Here is a 17,981-nt window from a genome sequence, read left to right on the forward strand (position 1 = left end):
GGCGCGTGTTTGCGTATATTAGGTCAAATGACAATTGTTGTACCGCTATTGATCGGCGTGGACATCGAAGGCGCCCAATAGTCGCTTAGCCACACCTGGCGCGTCAGGATCGTGACGGCCGTGGCCTTTGTCCAGCGCTTGCATTGTGGCCATTTCATCGTCGGTTAGGGCAAAGTCGAAGATGTTCTGATTGGAAGCAATGCGTGCTTCATGCACTGACTTAGGGAACACCACGACGTCGGACTGGTACTCGAAACGCAGGATAATCTGGCCGGCATCTTTCTTGTACTTGGTGGCTAGCGCTGGATGACTGGCTCCTGGAACAGTTCAGGGTTGCCCTGACCCAGTGGCGCCCACGCCTCCAACACCGTCTGTGTGGAGGCCATTAGGGCACGCAATGGTTGTTGCTGGAAGTAAGGGTTGAATTCAACCTGGTTCACTGCCGGCCGTACGTCAAAGTCAGGAACGAACTTTGCCCACAGCCGTGGCGTGACGTTAGAAATACCGATGGAGCGAATCTTGCCGGCCTGTTGCCCCGCTTCTAAGGCCCGCCAGGCTCCGGGAACATCCCCATATGGCTGGTGTAATAGGTACAAATCGATGTAGTCGAGGCCGAGTTTTTGCAAAGAAGTGTCGATGCCCGTCCTGGCGGCTTCAAAGCCATAGTCTTGAAGCCATAGTTTGCTGGTGACCCAAATTTGGTCGCGGGGGATGCCGGACTCGGCGATGGCCTGGCCGACCTCTCGTTCGTTAAAGTATGCTGCGGCGGTATCGATGTGGCGGTAACCGAGACGTAAGGCGGTAGCCACCGCTGCTTTGGTCGAGCCGTCCGCCGGAATTTGGAACGTCCCGAAACCGAATGCGGGCATCTGGTTGCCGTCATTTAAGGTGAAGGATGGAATTGTTGTCATAAAATACCCCCCGATTATTTGCTTACAATTAATAGTGACTTGATCGCTGTACGCTGGTCCATTGCTTCGTAGGCCTGTTGCACGTCGGCTAGGTCAAAGCGCTGGGTAAAGACGTGGCCTGGGTGGATTTGGCCCTGCAGCACCGCGTCGAGTAAGACGGCGCGGTCGTACGTGGTGACGGAAGCAATACCGCCGCGCAGGCCAACGTTGGTCCAAAATGGTGTGGCGTTAGCGTTTGTCGCTTCTTGTGGTACACCAACACGGCCGACGACGGTACCGGCCGGGCGACTTTGATGGCAGTATCCACGGATAGCGCCGTGCCGACGCATTCGAGAACGGCGTCAGCACCGCCGTCAGTCATGTCCAGGACCTTGCGAACGGCGTCGTCGCCACGTTCCTCAACGATATCCGTAGCGCCAAATTCTCGGGCCAAAGCTTGGCGGTCGGCGTGGCGGCTCATAGCGATGATGCGCGTTGCACCCATCAACTTGGCCGCAATCACACCACACAGGCCAACTGCGCCGTCGCCCATAACGACTACGGTGTCGCCGGGTTTGACCTCGGCGCTAGCCGCAGCGTGGTAGCCGGTGGCCATGACGTCCGACAGTGCCAACAAGTCGTTGAGCTGTTCGTCCGTGTAATCTTCTGGCTGGCCGGGAATTTTAACCAGCGACCAGTCGGCCAGGGTAAAGCGAACGTATTCGCCCTGGAAACCACTGGAGCCGTGTTCCTGGGCGTTGAGGCAGTTACCTTCAAAGCCTGCGCGACAGGCCGCACAGTGCCCACAACCGTGGGTAAACGGCAGGATCACGAAGTCACCCGGTTGGACGTGGGTTACTTCCGCCCCGACTGATTGAACGACACCGATTGCCTCATGACCCACAGGTGAACCAGGTTCGCGTTGGGCGAGTCCCCGGAACCACCACAGGTCAGAGCCGCAGACGCAGGCGCGGAGTACCTTAATGACGGCATCAGTGGGTTGTTCGATTTCAGGCATGGGCAGGTCTTGAACGGCCACGTGCCCCTTTTCTTCAAATATAGTAGTGCGCATTATTTTTCCTCCTTCAATAATTGTTCGAGCCATGACTTAATTTTCGGGTTGGCGGCGTCAACCGCGTTTCCGGTAATGCCTAACCCAGTGGCAACGGGTCGCGTTCCAGCAAACTGTTTAAAAGTTGCCTCGTATTCACCGGCCGTACCGGCATGAGTGTAAAACGGGGCCAACAGCGCATTGCCAGTGTCGACCGTACTGAGAAAACTCATAATCGGTGTGGCGGGCTTACCGGACCAAACCGGGCCACCAACCAGGATCACATCGTAGTTGTTGCAATCTGGTAGTGGTTGAACGAGTGTTGGTAGATTTCCCGATTGTAGTTGTTGCTGCGCAGTGTCTGACGTTGCGTACATATCTTTGGCAAAGGTGCTCGGTTGCACCTGGATTTGGTAACGGTCGGACGCAACCATGTCGCTGATTGTTTGGGCCAGCGTGGCGGTGTGGCCCGACCACGAATAATCGACAATTAGTATTTTGTTCACTCTGAATGCCTCCCAACTGTTGTGATTATCATAGTGCCTTACAGTTGGTGTAAGGCAAGGGCAATTTAAAATTAATAGGTACTTTCTACGGTTAGACAACAAAAAAAGCCCCAGCAAACTGGACCATGGTATGCCGTTAGACCTTGACTATACACGCTGCTTCTTCGGTACCCAACTCATCATGCACACCGCGCTAGTACCAAGACAATCCCGGCGAACTGTAGGAAGTGGAAACCCAGCGCCAAGAAGATAATGGATAGAATCGTGGCGGTGAGGGGCTCCAAGTTGCCGATCATGCTGGCAATTGCGGGGCGCAGCGTTTTGAGGCTGGACACGTAGAGAATGTACGCGAGGAAAGTCGCCCCGAAAATGATGAAGGCGATGAATAACCACGACCACGCGTGTAGCCCCGTGGGTACGCGCCAGACGGGGGTAATCCAGTTCATCAGGAACCCGCCAATCACGAGGCCCCAGGCGACGATGACCAGTGGCGGCTCGTGCTGCAACAATGGTCGTGGCAGCAACGTGTACGCCGCGCCGGTGACGGCCGCAACCAGGCCCCACAGGACGGCGAGCGGGGCAACGTGTAGCTGCGTAACGTTGCCGTCAGTGACCAGGAAGAATACACCGATGAGCGCAATGGTAATGGCGATTGTGTCGATGGGCCGGGGCCACATGCGGTCGCTGACGCAAACCACCACGGTGATCATGGCCGGAACGAGCGAGAGCATGATGGTCGCGATGGCGGCATTACCGTAGAAAATCGCGAGGAGGTAGCTAAATTGGGCCATGGCGACGCCCACGATACCAAAGGCGATGAGGCGGAGCGCGTCGGCACGGTTCCGCCACACCCGTAGCAATGGTTGGTGGGTGATCAGTCCGTATGCGAGCATGGCTAGCCCCGCCCAGGTGAGTCGCATGCTGACCAGCCATGCGGGTGTGGCGTGACTGGTGTTGAAGATGATGTTGCTAAGGATGCCACCGACACCCCACATGGTGGTGCCAATTGCAGCGCGCAGGGCAACGCCGCCGTTTGTCGATTTTTTCAAGTTTCTTTCCCCCAGAGACGAATGACCACCGGGCAAAGTTGTGCGCCCGGGTGAGGCCGATGCTTCTAAGTATAGCAATTAATTTGTGGCGCGTGACGTGAACCGCATTTTTTTTGCCAGTGGTTGAGGCTGAAAAGTGGGTGCAACGCGGTATACTAATGGTTAAAGGCGAACTGACGGAGGGAAAACAATATGGCGTACATTGAGGTCAAGGAAGAGTCTAAAGTTTACCAAATGGGCGACACCAAAATTGTGGCGAATAATGCGCTCAGCTTTGACATTGAGGCCGGGGCGCTCACCGTCATTTTGGGCCCCAGCGGTGCGGGTAAGTCGACGGTGCTGAACATTTTGGGTGGAATGGACTCGCCTACCAGTGGTCAAGTGATAGTGGATGGGACCGATATCGCGCAGTTTAACGCTAAGGAACTCACTGAGTACCGACGGCGGGCCGTGGGCTTTATCTTCCAGTTTTACAACCTCATCCCCAACCTGACGACGCGCGAAAACGTTGAGATGGCGGCCTCACTAGTGCCGGACGCCTGGATGCGGACGATACTTTGCGTGCGGTGGGTCTCGGCGCCCGCCTGGATAATTTTCCGGCGCAGCTTTCCGGTGGTGAACAGCAACGTGTGGCCATTGCCCGGGCGTTGGCGAAAAACCCGCAATTGCTGCTGGCCGACGAACCAACGGGGGCCCTGGACTACCAGACCGGTAAACAGGTGCTACGTTTACTGGCGGATGCGAGTCACCGTGACGGTAAAACCGTGGTCATCATCACGCATAACGCTGAGATTGCGAAGATGGCGGACCGGGTCATCCGGATTAACGACGCCCAGGTGCGGAGCGTGACTGACAACGAGGAGCCGCTATCGGTGGACGCCGTGGAGTGGTAGTGGGGTGACCGCATGTATCAATCAATTCTAAACACCATGCTGGGCCGCAGTATTCGGCAAAGCTTGGGTCGATTTATTGCCATCATTTTAATTATTATGCTCGGCGTGTTGGTCTTCGTCGGCGTGAAGGGTATTGGCCCGGCCTACACGGATTCCGCGACGACGATGGTGGACCAGCAGCGTCTGGCGGACGTGACCCTGACGAGCACGGCGGGACTGACTAAGGCTGATTTACGGGCTGCCCGGCAGGTCAAAGGTGCCCAGGTCATGGCGGCTAAGAGCGTCTTTGCCCTAGCCAGCACGGACGACTCCGTGGTTGCGGTGTCTGGGTACACCAATAACCGGCAGCTGAACCAAATAATCGTCAAGAGTGGGCGGTTGCCACGGCGCGTAAACGAAATTGTTTTAGACGCCCGGGCCCGGGACTACGGCCGCTACCGGATTGGTAGTACGTACCGCTTTGCCAAGACGAGTCAGCTCAAGCGGCGCACTTACAGGGTCGTTGGCTTTGTGGAGTCACCGCAGTACCTCGATTCGACCTACAACCGCGGCAACGCCAACATCGGTAACGGGCAAGTGGCCTACTTTGCGTACGTCACCGCGTCGAACGTTGATGTTGATGTGTATACCAGTATCGGCTTTTACTTTGCCGGTTTAACGCACGGCAACAGTTTTAGCGACGCGTACCAAAACCGGGTGGATGATAAAGTTGTGGCAATCAAGCGGGCCCTGCGTGGGCGGGCAACGGCGCGGCGGCAGGAGTTGATTCGAACTGCCAGCCAAAAAGTTGACGGGCAACTCTCCGAAGCGCGAGCGACGTTGCAGCAACTGGACCAAGCCAGTGCGGCGGGGGCAACGAGCGCGGACGTGACGCAACAACGCACCAAGCTTACTGCGGCCATCACGCAGTTGGAGGACGCACAGCGCACCATCAAGGCCAAGGTGGCCAAGCCGACGTTGAGCTATGGTACGCGACATGACCTGAGTGGCTTTGCGGACTACGGTGAGTCGGCGGAACGGATTGCCGCCATCGGTAACGTCTTTCCCGTGTTCTTCTTCCTGATTGCGGCGTTAATTACGTTTACCACCATCTCGCGGATGGTGGCTGAGGACCGCAGCCAGCTGGGCACCATGAAGGCCCTCGGGTACGGCAGCGTGGCAATTAGCCGCAATTACTATATTTACGCGCTACTAGCCGCAATAATCGGTACCACTTTGGGCGCCGCGATTGGTAGCGAGTTGTTGCCACGGCTCGTGGTGCAAATGTCGGGCAGTAACACGTCGATTGTGCGTACGGCCGTGATTAACCTCCAGTGGTCGAACATTGCGCTGGCGTTGATCTTTGCGCTGATTGCGACGGTTGGTGCGGTTGTGGTCGCGGTGACCACCGAGTTGCGGGCCAAGCCGGCAGAACTCATGCAGCCCAAGGCACCCAAAGCAGGCAAGCGGATTTTGTTGGAACGGATTACGCCACTCTGGCGGCGGCTATCATTCAACCGCAAAGTCAGCTACCGCAACCTGTTTCGGTTTAAGTCCCGGATGGTGATGACCATCATTGGGATCGCTGGTGGTGCCGGACTCATCGTGACCGGATTTGGTATTCGCGATTCGATTAGTGGCGCGGGTACGCGTCAGTTTAACGACATTATTCGGTATAGCGCGGTGGCGACGTTGAGCGACAAAGGGACCCCGGCCCAGGCACGTAAAGTGTTACGGCAGAATCAGCATTACCAGCGTAGTGCCACCGTCACTGCGAATACAGTCAAAGTTCAGGCCCATGGACACAGTGTTGGTTCGGTCAGCTTCTTTGTGCCCACTGCGACCAATAATTTGACGGGTTACGTGAACGTGGAGACGACCAAGGGACAGTCGATTAGACTACCGCAGCGGGGAGTAGTGCTGACGCAGAAAGCTGCAACCACGCTGGACGCCACCGTGGGCAGTCGCGTGACCATTAAGCTAACGAACGGCCGCTCCGCGAAGGTCCGGGTGCGGGCAATTGCGCAGAATTACACGGGCCAATTTGCTTACATGACGAAGTCTGGTTACCGGGCGGCATTTGGGCGTAGTGCGCAGACCAACGCATTGTTGGTGAAGACGACGGCCCAAACCGCACAACAGCGGCGTCACCTGGCAGAGCAATTGTTGCGTAATGGCGGCGTGATTAATACGAGCTATGCGGACGACCAGCGGGCGACTTTGGAACAGATGAGTAGCAGCATGGACACCTTCATTGTCATCATTATTGTCCTGAGTGGATTACTGTCGTTCGTTGTGCTGTACAACCTGACCAATATCAACGTATCGGAGCGGATGCGGGAGTTATCTACAATCAAGGTGCTCGGTTTTTACGACGGTGAAGTGACCATGTACATCGTGCGCGAAAATATCATCTTGACCGTTGTGGGCATTTTGGCGGGCTTCCTGCTGGGCAATGGCCTGACCGCGTTCATTTTGCGGCAGGCAGCCTCTGCCCAGATTGTCTTCCCACTGATTATCCACTGGCCGGGGTATCTATTGGCGGCCGTACTGACGGCTGGATTTACCGCCATCGTGATGTGGGTAACGCATCGTCGTCTACAACGTGTGGATATGGTGGAAGCTTTGGCCGCGCGGACGGACTAGGTGTGGATAAAAACGCAGATATAGAGTGGAGGACGGCCACTTTATCCCCATAATGTGGGTATTACCTGTGGTTATCCATGATACGACGTCGATTATGGGGAGAAAGTGATCGCCGCATCAATGTTGTCCACAGAAATAGGGACTAGCAACGCCGCTTGCGGTGATTGCTAGTCCCTATTATTGTGGATAAATTATTTATTTGCCGGACTGAATAGCCCCGTTAACGACCCGTGGCACAAGACGTGACCACGAATGCAGTGGATAAAGTCGTGGTAATTGGCCCTCGTAGGTAACGATAGGCGGTTATCCAGTGCATAAACTGTAAATACGTAGTGGTGCGTGATGCGCCGTAACCACGTTGGCTTGGGTCCGCAGTAACCGTGTCGACCAAGAACTTCGCCCTGCACGGCCCCCATAATCTCCGTGACGTGCTTCCCCGGTAGAATGTGTCCCGGGATACGGTCACGAGGGTCGATGTTCCACATTACCCAGTGCGGGTGCTGGTGGTGTCCCAGCACGTCCTCATCCACCATGGTGACGGCCAGGGTGGCCGCTTTGGCGGGTACCCCCATGATGTGTATCTCGGGACTGTGGTCACCACCCCATGCGGAATTGTCGTAGCGCATAGTATGACCGTTGTGGAATTCGGGACTGGAAACAAGTAGTGATAGCACGGTAACACCTTCCAACGTGGATATTAATTGCCCTTACTGTACACCCAAAAGGGCGACGGGACAAATTAAGTCCCACGGTTAACTATTCACCGAAGGGCAGTACTACCACTTTGCCAAAGCTATCCGCACTGTCCAAAAATGCATGGGCGTCGGCGGTGTGCTCAAGGTCGAAAACTTTCGTTGGGTGCACGTCGATGTGGGCTTCCTCGATGAGGTGCAACATCGCGTTCAGGGCGAATTCAGTTACCTTACCCGAGTTAAAGGCGGTGAGGTAACTGCCACTGGGGATGCTGGCAATCGGATCAAAATCCTTGGTTGACCATTCGCCACCTAACTCACCGGTGATACACATCACGCCGCCAGGACCAGCCAGGTGTGCCAATGAATCTTGCATCGTCTTTGGTCCAACTAATTCGAGAATCTTATTGTACTGATTCTCGGTTTCTAGCTCCCCGTCCCGTTCGATGACAACATCATCAATGGGGGTCTGTAGCAGGCGCTCCTTCTTAGCGGGCTTACGGGTAGTACCGGTAATGACCACGTCGTTTTGGATTGCCCGGGCCAACTTTGCGGCCGCGGTGCCCACACCACTGGTTGCGCCGCGAATGAGCAGGTGGTCATGTGGTTGCAGGAATAGCGACATTAACGAACCGTAAGCAGTGTAATAGGTTTCGGGGACGGCTGCTAGTTCTGCCCAGGACAGGTTAGTGTGCACTGGGTATAGTTGGTCATTTGGTAACAATGCGTACTCCGCATAACCACCATCAAATGCCCGGCCCATTTCACCCATGATGCTGATAACGGTCTGGCCTTCGGGGAGGTTGACCTCATCGGTGGTTTCCACTACGGTGCCGACTGCTTCAATGCCCAGAATGCGTGGCAACTGGACGGCTGGAGACCAGCCGTTGCGGGTGAAAATTTCGGAGCGATTAATCCCAAAGCCGCGAACTTTAATGAGCGACCAGCCGGGCTTGGTGGAAGGGGTGGGGACCTCTTCGTAAGACAGGGCTTCTGGACCACCGGGATGGTGTAGAACAATTGCGCGCATAGATAACACTTCCTTTTCTGATGATTGACGAGCTACTAACTTTATTTTAGTTCAATTCAGAGTATTATACCCTGAATTTACAGTTAAAAAAAATATATATAATGTACTTGTACAATGAGTCGTAATGACCTATACTCATACATGTCGTTTCGACATATGGAGGATAAGCATGTATGAACTGTTAATTTTGGGTACGCTGATGTCAAGGAGTATGTCGGGGTATAAGTTGCGTAAAATTCTCGGCAATAGCTTGGTGCCGCGACGAGAAATATCCAATGGGGTCATGTATCCGCTACTGCGTAAGCTCGAAGATGACGGTTATATTATTCAGTCTGCGGATCCTGACAGTGCCCGCGGTGAAAAAACCGCACACATAACGGACCGTGGTCGGGAACACTTTCAAGAGATGATGTCCGCACCCGTGGTGGCTGATGGTAAGCGTGAATCAGTGTATCGATTTAAAATTCGTGCGTTTGGTGAGATTCAGCCGGACGTACAGATAGAAATTCTGGATGCCTTTGCCGATACCGTTCAGCAAGATTTAGATGAATTTATTCGTTCACGTAATCATCTACAGCAAAAGCTCCACGTTGATGAGTCCCGCGCCGAACATTTGGAATGGACTATTCAAACTTTAGACTTGAGTATTGCGCTATCTGAGACTAAGCAACGGTGGATTGCTGGTTGTCGGCGCAAAATTGCACTCGCAGTAAAGAAGGAAAATTAATTATGGATAATGGTACAAATAAACATCCTCACCGCTGGTTGGCCCTAACGGCAATGAGCTTAGGCACGTTCATGGGGCTACTTGACGTCACGGTTGTTAATGTCGCGTTGCCGACCATGGTGCGGCAGTTTAACACAACGTTTACGAGTCTACAGTGGGTATTGAACGCGTACACCTTGGTTTATGCGGTCTCACTAATGATTATGTCTAAATTGGGGGATATGTACGGACGCAAGAAAATATTTTTGGGTTCGCTCATTCTATTTGTCGTTGCGTCCGCTGTTAACGGGATGGCACCAAGTTTATTGGTCCTCGATATCGGTCGTGGCGTGCAGGCCATCGGGGGTGCGGGGATGAACTCGCTCGCCATGGCGCTGGTGGCGTCAAACTTTGAGGGGCGCCAGCGCGGTACCGCTTTGGGTATTCTGGGGTCGGTCATTGGGATATCCTCAGCTTCGGGACCGTTAATCGGGGGCTATTTAGTTGAACACTTTGGCTGGCCATCGATTTTCTACGTTAACGTTCCTGTGGGCATCATTACGGTCATCATGACCATCATTTTTGTGCAGGAAACGCCGAGTTACGGTAAAAACGAACGCGTTGATCTATGGGGGATGGTATTGTCAGCCGCCGGTTTGTTTAGCCTAATCTACGGGTTGATTACCAAGGAATCCCATCCGCACTGGTCGTGGCTGGAACTTCAGGTTAGTGGCTGGTTGGTTGCCGGTCTAGTGTTGCTCGTGATTTTTGTGGTGGTTGAGAGTCGTTTGGAACAACCGATGATGAACGTGGCGTTCTTCAAGAAGCCGCATTTTATCGGTACGGTGGTCGTGGCCTTCGCTTTGGGGGCGGGTATATACTCGTTCAACACGTTCCTGACCGCATTGATGCAGAACTACATTGGTTATTCGGCGTTTGATACCGGAGTGCGTCAGTTGACCATCAGTATCTGGTCCCTAATTCTGGGACCACTAACGGGTATCTTAGGGGCAAAGTTCCCCAAGAAGCGGCTGATTGGGTTCAGTCTGCTAGTGGGGGCGATGGGCTTCCTGGTGATTGCGAACGCTGTTGGTCCGCAGGTCAGCTTTGCCAACCTGTGGCCGGGGATGATTCTAATTGGGATTACCAATGGTATGGTTAACCCGCTACTGAATACCGCGGGCATGGAGGGCGTCGCTCCGCAAGAAATGGGGATGGCGTCGGGGCTGCTCAACGTCTTTCGCCAATTAGGTACCACGGTCGGGGTTGTCGGCTTCGGTCTGGTGCAGGACACACGCTACGAGCAGTATCTGAGTGCGCACCTAAGTAGCACTGGTATGCCCGCAAAGATGGCGGACGGGATCCATTCGGCCTTGGTGACGGCCGGGCCGTTCTCGGGGCATAGTATTGCGTGGTCCGCACAGCTCGCCAAGACACCCTTTGCCCACGCGGTGCGGCAGGTGGTGATTCGGGCGTACGACCGGGGGATGTCTGCCGTTGCCCTTTGTGCTGCTGTTGTGGTGGTCATTGGGAGTGTTGCGGCGTTGGCATTGATGCGGAATCAGGTTTCTGCGGATGCGCAGACTGATGATTAACGTGTGGCTGGATGGCGGGCAGGTCAATTGCCTGCTGTGATAAGTCGTTTTACGTTGATAGTTTCAGGGGCAGCACCTTACTTTGCTGGTTCAATTAGGGGATAACATTAGTATACCGAACGTACGTTCGATTGACGTGTTTAAAAACGTACGGTTTGAATACGAATACTGATTTGTTAGTACTTGTCAACGATTCCAGTGGACTCAATTTGCAAAGGCCCGTGGCAATTTGGTGTTTAACCGGAAAAATTACCGCAAGATGATTAAAAGCTCCCCAGTTATCGGTTAGGTCTGATAACTGGGGAGCTTTTAATTTGCGTTGGTTGACGCTTTAGTGCTGATTTTTACGTGGACGTTGGGGATGTTCGTGTGGTTGGCGCCGCTGGTCAAACCAACGTTGCATTCTTTGCGCCATGCGTTGTTCGATTTTCGCCTTTTGTTCCGGCGTCATGTCAGCGAACCGCTGGTAAAACTGGCGCTGCACGCTAGGATCAACGTTCTGGTCGAGCCACGACGAGACGTTTTGCGGCACGGCACCTTCATCCGCGGTTGGTGGAGTGACTGGCGTAGCGTCGTCCGGGTTGGCAGTGGTAGCTTGCGCGACTTTGCGGTTACCCGTTTCCGTCGTGTCATCGGTATCCGCCGACTGGCGCGCGTTGCGCCAAAACTCACGTTGAGCCTTGCGAAAATCGCGGAGGTCGGTCCCAGACAGTTTGGTGAAGTCGCGTTGCTGTTCCTCAGGCAGGGCGGCCACATCGTACATTTCCTGGCGCGCGGAACTGTTGAGCAAAAACATGACGACCGGATAGGCCAGGAACACGAACAGTGACAGCTCCGGTTGGATAAACGCCATGATCAGGGCAGCAAAGCTGAGTCCATCCATAATCAGGTTGCTGTTGCCATAAATCTTCTGGTAGACGTTGCGCATCTCCTTGGCCTCGGTGTATTGCAGGTGGATAATCGCCTTTGCCAGGTAGCGGAAGAGGATGTTCACCACTAACTGCAGGACACCATAAAGTAGCACCGTGATACGGGTGGTGTTGCTGGCCATCATGTTGGTCAACAGCGGCATCAATGATAGTGGCATCAGGAACAGCATGTCCAAAATAATGATGCGGTAGGTCATGGTGCTGATTTCACTGAACGCGGTGCCGTGCTGATACCACATGTTGGCGATAAAAATAAAACTGATAAAGTACACGCCCACTGATTTGCCCAACTGCATGTAGTTAGTTAGTGAATCGTGTAGCACCGGGGGGATGTCCAAAACCATAATGGTAATGATGATGGCGATAATCGCGTCGCTAAAGGCGTCCAGACGGTTTTTGAGTTTTTCCATCGTGTGACCTCGTATTTACTTAATGGTGTTATTTTAGGCGTAAATGGGGGGATGTACAAGTGAGCGATGGCTATTTGGTAATGCACTAAAGTAGAAAGCAAGGATATAGCGAGATTACTGGGTGGGTACGTGTCTAATTAATGACACGTGTAAAGGCACGTGCTAAAATTCATTGAGGAGAGTTTTGCCAATTGGACTCACGCAGGTTAATTAAGATGCTGAAAAGTAAAGGCTGGTACGAGGATTATTCTACGGGTAATCACCGTTACTTTAAGCATCCGTCTCTTCCAAGCAAGGTGACAGTGCCCCATCCGCGAAAAGATATTCCCAAGGGTACTTTGAATACGATTTTGAAGCAGGTACATTTGCGTTAACGTAGTCAAAGAGGAAGGAAGAATTTCTAATGCGATGTATATACTTTGCGGATTTTGTTAAGAACGAACAGGGCCAGTTTGAAGTTACGTTTCCTGATTTGGCGCCAATGTGGCCACATACGGTAATAACCTTGCGGAGGCGTTGCATATGGCCAACGACGCGTTGAGCGGTTACCTGGTTGTGATGGAGGACGATGGCGATCGGTTACCACCAGCGAGCGATGCTGAAACACTGCTGCCCGCGGCTCAGGGTCTACTCGTGCCAATTGAAGTGGATACGCGAATTACCCGTGAACGTGATGCAAATCGGAGCGTGAAGAAGACACTCACGATTCCGGCATACCTCAACGATTTGGGGATGGAGCAAAAGATCAACTTTTCGCTCACGTTGACCGAAGCACTGAAGGAGCGGCTGCTGGGGTGAGCAGATAGACCCAAAGTGGTGGTGTTGTTTTCCACCCATGAAAACAATTTCAAAATCATTGGTATACACCCTTGCATTCGCTTACAAAAAGTGTAAAATAGTGTCTTGTAAACGTTTTTAAACAGACAAACAAGTTTTGCTGACGCATCATGAGGACTCCCTGTTCACCGGCTGGGGGCCCTTTTTTTGTTACCGTACAGTTTCTAACCGCGAGCCTCCACTATCTACAAAAAAAGGCGCCACAACCACCAAGGTTGTAGCGCCGCTTTGTATCCTCAAAGCTTATGCGAGCTGTACGCCTGCTTCCAGCGTATTATCCAATTTGTAGATGCGCTCGATGTCGATGATCACCACGGCAGCACGTGGGAACCGTTCAAAGATTTTGGTTTTACCCAGAATGTCGTTGGCTAGGTCGTCGCCCTCGTGAATGTGTGCCGTACCCTCAAACCGGAAGCCCTTCTGCGCGTCGCGATCGACTACCGCTACCGCCGCCATGTGGTTATTGGTGAGGTTGTCGAATGCCTGGCGGAAGGTGTGCTCAAAGTAGATTAAGTGTGAATCGTCGTAGACGTGCAACGAACCCTTAGGGCCAACCTGGGGCTTGCCGTCCACACCGGTAGTTGCGAGGAAGGACAGCTGAGTGCCCAGCATGTTTTTCATGTCTTCTGTAAGATTTGCCATTTTGAAAATCTCCCATCTGCAGTTTTAGTGTACATCTGCTTATCTTTAGTAAGCATATCGTTGGGCGGTGACTTTGTCAATCTTATGGCGTAATCAAAATGCAATTAACCGTCCGACGCGTCAATTATTGCAAGCAACAATACTACTTTGCGTCCGTCGACATTCCCCGGCCGCGCATGCGGCGCACCCGAATGAGGACCACCACGAGTCCTAGGGCCGACAGCACGGTGCTGCCCCAGAAGACGTTGGCGAATGCACCTAGGAAGTTGCCGGTCTGCGGCGTGATGCGCGCCACGCCGGGCAGCTGTGCGAACAGGATGACGGCACCAAACGTCATGCCGACAGTCATCCCCAGCGTCCGTGCAAAGGAGTTCAGGGAGCCAGCCACACCACCCAACGTCCGCGGTACCGTGTCCATCGTCAGCGCGTTGTTCGGCGACAGGAACGCGCCCATGCCCACACCGTTTAGGATGATCGGCCACAGGATGGCCCACCAGTTATTCGTGGGTGGATACAGCGCGTATCCGGCCTGAGACACAATCAGCACAATCAATCCCACCAGCGTCAGCCAGTAACGGTTCCAGTGGTCTGCGAGGTAGCCCGCGATGGGCGTTACCAGCAACATCGTCGCGCTTTGGCCCATCATGATGATGCCGCTGAGGAAGGGGCTGACACCCAGGAAACTTTGCAGGTAGAACGGTAGGAGGATGTTCGACACCGCGTTCACCAACATCACGATGAGCAGCGTACCAACCGAGATTAGGTAGTCCGGGTTGTGCAGAAGCTGCGGGTCAATCCACGGCGACTTTGCGTGGTCATCCTGCATGAACGAGAACACCGTCAAAACGGCCCCAATTGCCATGCCAATCCAGGCGACCACGCGCCAGCCCGGTGCTTGGACCATGGCACCACCAACAAAGAAGAAGATGATGCCGGCAGTGAAAAGGTTCTGCCCGGTCCAGTTGGCGGTGCCCCAAATGGTCCGTAGCCGGTCGCGTTGCGGAATCTGCGGCTGGAGCACGCGCCAACCAATCAGCAGAATGACCGCGCCAAGCGGAACGTTCATCAGGTAAATCCAGCGCCAGGACAGCGCGCTAATGAGCAGCCCACCCACGGCCGGTCCCGAGATAGAGCCCACCGATGTGAACATCGAAATGGCGGCTAAGGCTTCGGCACGGGTGGAGCTCGGGAAGTTATCACTCACGATGCCCATCCCGTTTGCCATGGTCATGGCAATCCCGACAGCCTGAATCACCCGGCCGATCAGCAGAATGATGAAGTCTGGTGCGAGTCCCGCAATCAGCGATCCAACGACGAAAATGACGCCGCCGGCAAAGAAGACACTGCGCTTGGACAGCAGGTCACCGATATGACCGAACATCACCAGCAAAATGGTACTGGTAACCAACCCAATAGTGACCGCCCAGGTTGCGATGCTGTTACTGATGCCAAAGTCGCGGGAGAGCACGGGCAACGCGAGCGTCAGGCTGGAGCCCGACAAACTGGTGAGCAGGGAAATGAGCCCCAACACCATCACGGTTTGCCACTGCGATTTATTCTTCTGCATTTTACCCACCTCCAAAGTTGATGATTTAATTCTGTGTGGTCTCTAGCTCACTCAGTAAGGCCGCTTGCTGTGGCGGCAATTGGCCGTCCGCCATCGGTCCCACGTTGAGCAGCAGGCGTCCCTTTTGCGGGGTCACCTGCTTGATTAACGCCCGTACCTGATCAGCAGTAATGCTGTCTTCCGGCCGGCTCATGCGGTTGTACCCAAAGCTCTTGTCGATGCCGCGGGTGACCTCAAAGTAGTCGTCGCCACCCTGCCAGTCGGTATTATACTCCAGCGTGCGGTAATCGTAGTGGGCGGGCGGAATTCCCGCGCCACCTTTGCTTTCGCGACGCTGCAAGTAGCGCGATCCGAGATCAATGGCGGCACGACCGAGCGGGTTGTGCAACCAGTTAGGGTAACTGTTCCACCGGTCGTTAATCACACCCTGCGGCACGGCCTCGTAGAAGTACGCGAACAGCTCGGGCAGCCGCTTGTCCGTCGGGTAGCCAATGTCATTCCAGAGGATGTCGGGGTGGTACCGGTCGATCAACTCGTGCCACTGGTCCCAAACGTAATTGAGGTACGTTGGGCTGGTGTCATAGCCTAGAACAAGGTCGCCCGCATCGCGAATGGGCCGCGTTTGGAACGTCCAGTCGAGCAACGACGAGTAATATACACCGAACCGCATCCCGCGACTGCGCACCGCCTGCGCGAGTTGCCCGACGAAGTCAAAGTCGAGGTGGTAATCCGGCCGTTTCGGGTTGCGTACGTTGCTATCGTACATGACAAAGCCGTCATGGTGTTTGGTTACGACGACTACATACTGCGCGCCGGCCGCCGCAAACTGGTCGGCCCACGCGTCGACGTCCACGTTACGCGCCGCGGCTTTGAAGTCGTCCGCCAGGTCCAGATAGGTGCGGTTGCCGTAGCGCTCTTGGTGGTAACGGGTCACCGCGCTCCCGCGTGTGCGCATGCCGTTGAGGTACCACTCGGCGTACGGCTGGTTGGCGTACAGGTAGCGGAGCGAATGGTGCTTGACGATGGTACCAAAATCGCCGACGTCGGTGGGGGCAAAGGCGGGAACGGAATACGGGCCCCAGTGAATGAAAATACCAAAGTCAGTGCGTGTAAACCACTTTGGCAGTGGTGCGTTACGGGTCGTCATGTGCGATCACCTCCGTAATGACGGGATATCTGGGCTTCTGCGGTGGCGCGATCCAGTTTGCCCGCGTTCACATCGGCCATGAGTTGGACGTCATGGTCGTTTAGGTGGTAGCGCGAGTACGGAATCAGCGCGAGGGCGTAACCAATGCCGGGGATGAGGGTGGCCGTCAGCCACAGTCCCTGCAGGGCGACGGACGACTGGGTGATGTGTTGGTGCGCCAATACGGCGAAGCTGCTCGCGTGGATCGGGGACCAGTGGAACGCTGCGAGGATGAACAGGCCCAGCGGTTGTGCCAGCGCCGTTAACTTACCAGCGTAGGACTGGATGGCGAACGCAATCCCCCGGGCATCGACGCCGGACGTGTAGGTGCCAAATTCCACCACATCGGGCGTGAACGTGAGGTTGAGCGTGAAGACAATCGCCATGGGAATCGCCCGTACGGCAACCAGCGCTAGGTACATCGGCAGGCTGGCCCGGCCAAAGAGGTACAGTAGGACGCTGGCGCCGACGAACCCGACGTTGCCCCAGAAGAAGAGGCGGAACTTATCGACACGCTTGAGGATTCGGCCCATCATGCTGGCAAAGATCAGCATCGGGATGGCAATAATCACCAGGGTGAGGCTGGAAACCAGCGCGCTGCCGAAGAAGTAGTACGACACGAACAGGTCGACGGCCGCGTACGTGAGTGATACGCCGCTAATGATGAAACCAATGTAGTAGCGGCGCAGGTACACGTTTTGTCGCAGGTAGTGCCACATGCCGGCGAGCGAGTATTTCTGCGTGGTGGTGACGGTCTTGACGCGTTCGCGGCCCGCAAAGCTGACGGGGACCATCGTGATGAGGATGATCAACGCCACGAGCAGGGCGGCCTGACTAAATGGTAGGCCCACGTTTTCGCTAATCAGGAAGGTGACCATCTGGCTAGTAACAAAGGTGCCGGCGAGCGCCAACATCCGCCCGCTAGACAGCACGGTGTTCCGTTCGTCCAGGTTGACCGTCATGCGCGTCACGAGGTTGTAGATGGGGATATCGCTCAGCGTGTACGAAGCGTCCCAGAGAATGTAGGCGAGCACGAACCACAGCATTTTACCCGCTGAACCCATGGCACCGGGGATTTGGAAGAGAATGATGGTGGCAATGGGGATGGCAAACATGGAGATGCGCAGCCACGGGAGGCTTTGGTGGCCGCTCTTGAAGTGGATGGTGTCAAAGAGGATGCCGAAAATCGTGTCGTTGACGGCATCCCACAACTTAACGAGGACCATCACAATGGCCACTTGGCCGAGGTCGAGGCCCACCAACATGAGGTAGGTTGTGAGGAAGCCGCTGAGCATGGAGTTAGCCATGCTTTGACCAAAGAAGTAGCTCCAAATACTGAAGCGTTCTGGTCGGGTAGACTGGTAGTTATTCAT

The 17,981-nt window shown here is 54.7% G+C and carries 14 protein-coding genes and 4 pseudogenes; 7 read left to right on the forward strand and 11 right to left on the reverse strand.

What is annotated here, in order from left to right:
• Positions 1-45: 45 nt before the first annotated feature.
• The 4 genes and pseudogenes from JCM12539_RS02950 to JCM12539_RS02965 all read right to left on the reverse strand — a co-directional run bounded on the left by JCM12539_RS02950 (position 46) and on the right by JCM12539_RS02965 (position 3,496).
• Positions 46-911 (reverse strand): annotated as a pseudogene (locus JCM12539_RS02950) (aldo/keto reductase).
• A gap of 14 nt (positions 912-925) precedes the next feature.
• A pseudogene (locus JCM12539_RS02955) lies at positions 926-1,962 on the reverse strand (zinc-dependent alcohol dehydrogenase family protein).
• Complete coding sequence (locus JCM12539_RS02960) at positions 1,962-2,447, reverse strand: flavodoxin (RefSeq protein ID WP_054649139.1); 486 nt, start codon at positions 2,445-2,447, stop codon at positions 1,962-1,964. Before JCM12539_RS02960 ends, JCM12539_RS02955 begins: the two are co-directional and overlap by 1 nt.
• Positions 2,448-2,626: 179 nt before the next feature.
• Complete coding sequence (locus JCM12539_RS02965; RefSeq protein WP_054649141.1) at positions 2,627-3,496, reverse strand: DMT family transporter; 870 nt, start codon at positions 3,494-3,496, stop codon at positions 2,627-2,629.
• Positions 3,497-3,730: 234 nt separating this feature from the next.
• Here JCM12539_RS02965 and JCM12539_RS15500 point away from each other — a divergent pair.
• The 3 genes and pseudogenes from JCM12539_RS15500 to JCM12539_RS02975 all read left to right on the forward strand — a co-directional run.
• Positions 3,731-3,967, forward strand: a pseudogene (locus JCM12539_RS15500) (ATP-binding cassette domain-containing protein); the annotation flags it as partial.
• An 86-nt stretch (positions 3,968-4,053) separates the two neighbouring features.
• Positions 4,054-4,197: pseudogene (locus JCM12539_RS15505) on the forward strand (ATP-binding cassette domain-containing protein); the annotation flags it as partial.
• Positions 4,198-4,401: 204 nt separating this feature from the next.
• Entirely contained in the window at positions 4,402-7,014 is a 2,613-nt protein-coding gene (locus JCM12539_RS02975) for an ABC transporter permease (protein ID WP_054649143.1), read from the forward strand.
• 191 nt (positions 7,015-7,205) lie between these two features.
• On the opposite strand, the gene JCM12539_RS02980 is transcribed toward JCM12539_RS02975, so the two are convergent.
• Positions 7,206-7,688, reverse strand: a complete 483-nt coding sequence (locus JCM12539_RS02980) for a YbhB/YbcL family Raf kinase inhibitor-like protein (RefSeq protein WP_054649145.1) — start codon at positions 7,686-7,688, stop codon at positions 7,206-7,208.
• 82 nt (positions 7,689-7,770) lie between these two features.
• Positions 7,771-8,736 carry a zinc-binding dehydrogenase gene (locus JCM12539_RS02985; RefSeq protein ID WP_054649146.1) on the reverse strand — a complete coding sequence of 322 codons (966 nt, stop codon included), beginning with the start codon at positions 8,734-8,736 and terminating at the stop codon, positions 7,771-7,773.
• Between the two features lie 169 nt (positions 8,737-8,905).
• On the opposite strand from JCM12539_RS02985, the gene JCM12539_RS02990 reads away from it, so the two are divergent.
• Both JCM12539_RS02990 and JCM12539_RS02995 read left to right on the forward strand, forming a co-directional pair.
• Entirely contained in the window at positions 8,906-9,463 is a 558-nt protein-coding gene (locus JCM12539_RS02990; protein WP_054649148.1) for a PadR family transcriptional regulator, read from the forward strand.
• Between the two features lie 2 nt (positions 9,464-9,465).
• Positions 9,466-11,037 carry an MFS transporter gene (locus JCM12539_RS02995; RefSeq protein WP_054649150.1) on the forward strand — a complete coding sequence of 524 codons (1,572 nt, stop codon included), beginning with the start codon at positions 9,466-9,468 and terminating at the stop codon, positions 11,035-11,037.
• 331 nt (positions 11,038-11,368) lie between these two features.
• Here JCM12539_RS02995 and JCM12539_RS03000 read toward each other — a convergent pair whose 3' ends face one another.
• Entirely contained in the window at positions 11,369-12,376 is a 1,008-nt protein-coding gene (locus JCM12539_RS03000) for a TMEM175 family protein (protein WP_054649152.1), read from the reverse strand.
• A gap of 191 nt (positions 12,377-12,567) precedes the next feature.
• Here JCM12539_RS03000 and JCM12539_RS12525 point away from each other — a divergent pair, with 191 nt between their 5' ends.
• Both JCM12539_RS12525 and JCM12539_RS03005 read left to right on the forward strand, forming a co-directional pair.
• Entirely contained in the window at positions 12,568-12,750 is a 183-nt protein-coding gene (locus JCM12539_RS12525; RefSeq protein ID WP_082405304.1) for a type II toxin-antitoxin system HicA family toxin, read from the forward strand.
• Between the two features lie 148 nt (positions 12,751-12,898).
• Positions 12,899-13,174, forward strand: coding sequence for a hypothetical protein (locus tag JCM12539_RS03005; RefSeq protein ID WP_225350213.1), 276 nt, complete (start codon positions 12,899-12,901; stop codon positions 13,172-13,174).
• Positions 13,175-13,456: 282 nt separating this feature from the next.
• Here the strand turns inward: JCM12539_RS03005 and JCM12539_RS03010 are convergent, their stop codons facing one another.
• The 4 genes from JCM12539_RS03010 to JCM12539_RS03025 form a co-directional block, all read right to left on the reverse strand.
• Positions 13,457-13,855, reverse strand: a complete 399-nt coding sequence (locus tag JCM12539_RS03010) for a pyridoxamine 5'-phosphate oxidase family protein (RefSeq protein ID WP_054649154.1) — start codon at positions 13,853-13,855, stop codon at positions 13,457-13,459.
• 142 nt (positions 13,856-13,997) lie between these two features.
• Entirely contained in the window at positions 13,998-15,422 is a 1,425-nt protein-coding gene (locus tag JCM12539_RS03015; RefSeq protein WP_054649156.1) for an MFS transporter, read from the reverse strand.
• 25 nt (positions 15,423-15,447) lie between these two features.
• Positions 15,448-16,569: an alpha-L-fucosidase gene (locus tag JCM12539_RS03020; protein WP_054649158.1), complete on the reverse strand. Its 1,122-nt coding sequence runs from the start codon at positions 16,567-16,569 to the stop codon at positions 15,448-15,450.
• Positions 16,566-17,981: an MFS transporter gene (locus JCM12539_RS03025; RefSeq protein ID WP_054649160.1), complete on the reverse strand. Its 1,416-nt coding sequence runs from the start codon at positions 17,979-17,981 to the stop codon at positions 16,566-16,568. Before JCM12539_RS03025 ends, JCM12539_RS03020 begins: the two co-directional genes overlap by 4 nt.

Origin of the sequence: Lacticaseibacillus pantheris DSM 15945 = JCM 12539 = NBRC 106106 (assembly GCF_001311175.1) — a bacterium.
GTDB lineage: Bacteria > Bacillota > Bacilli > Lactobacillales > Lactobacillaceae > Lacticaseibacillus > Lacticaseibacillus pantheris.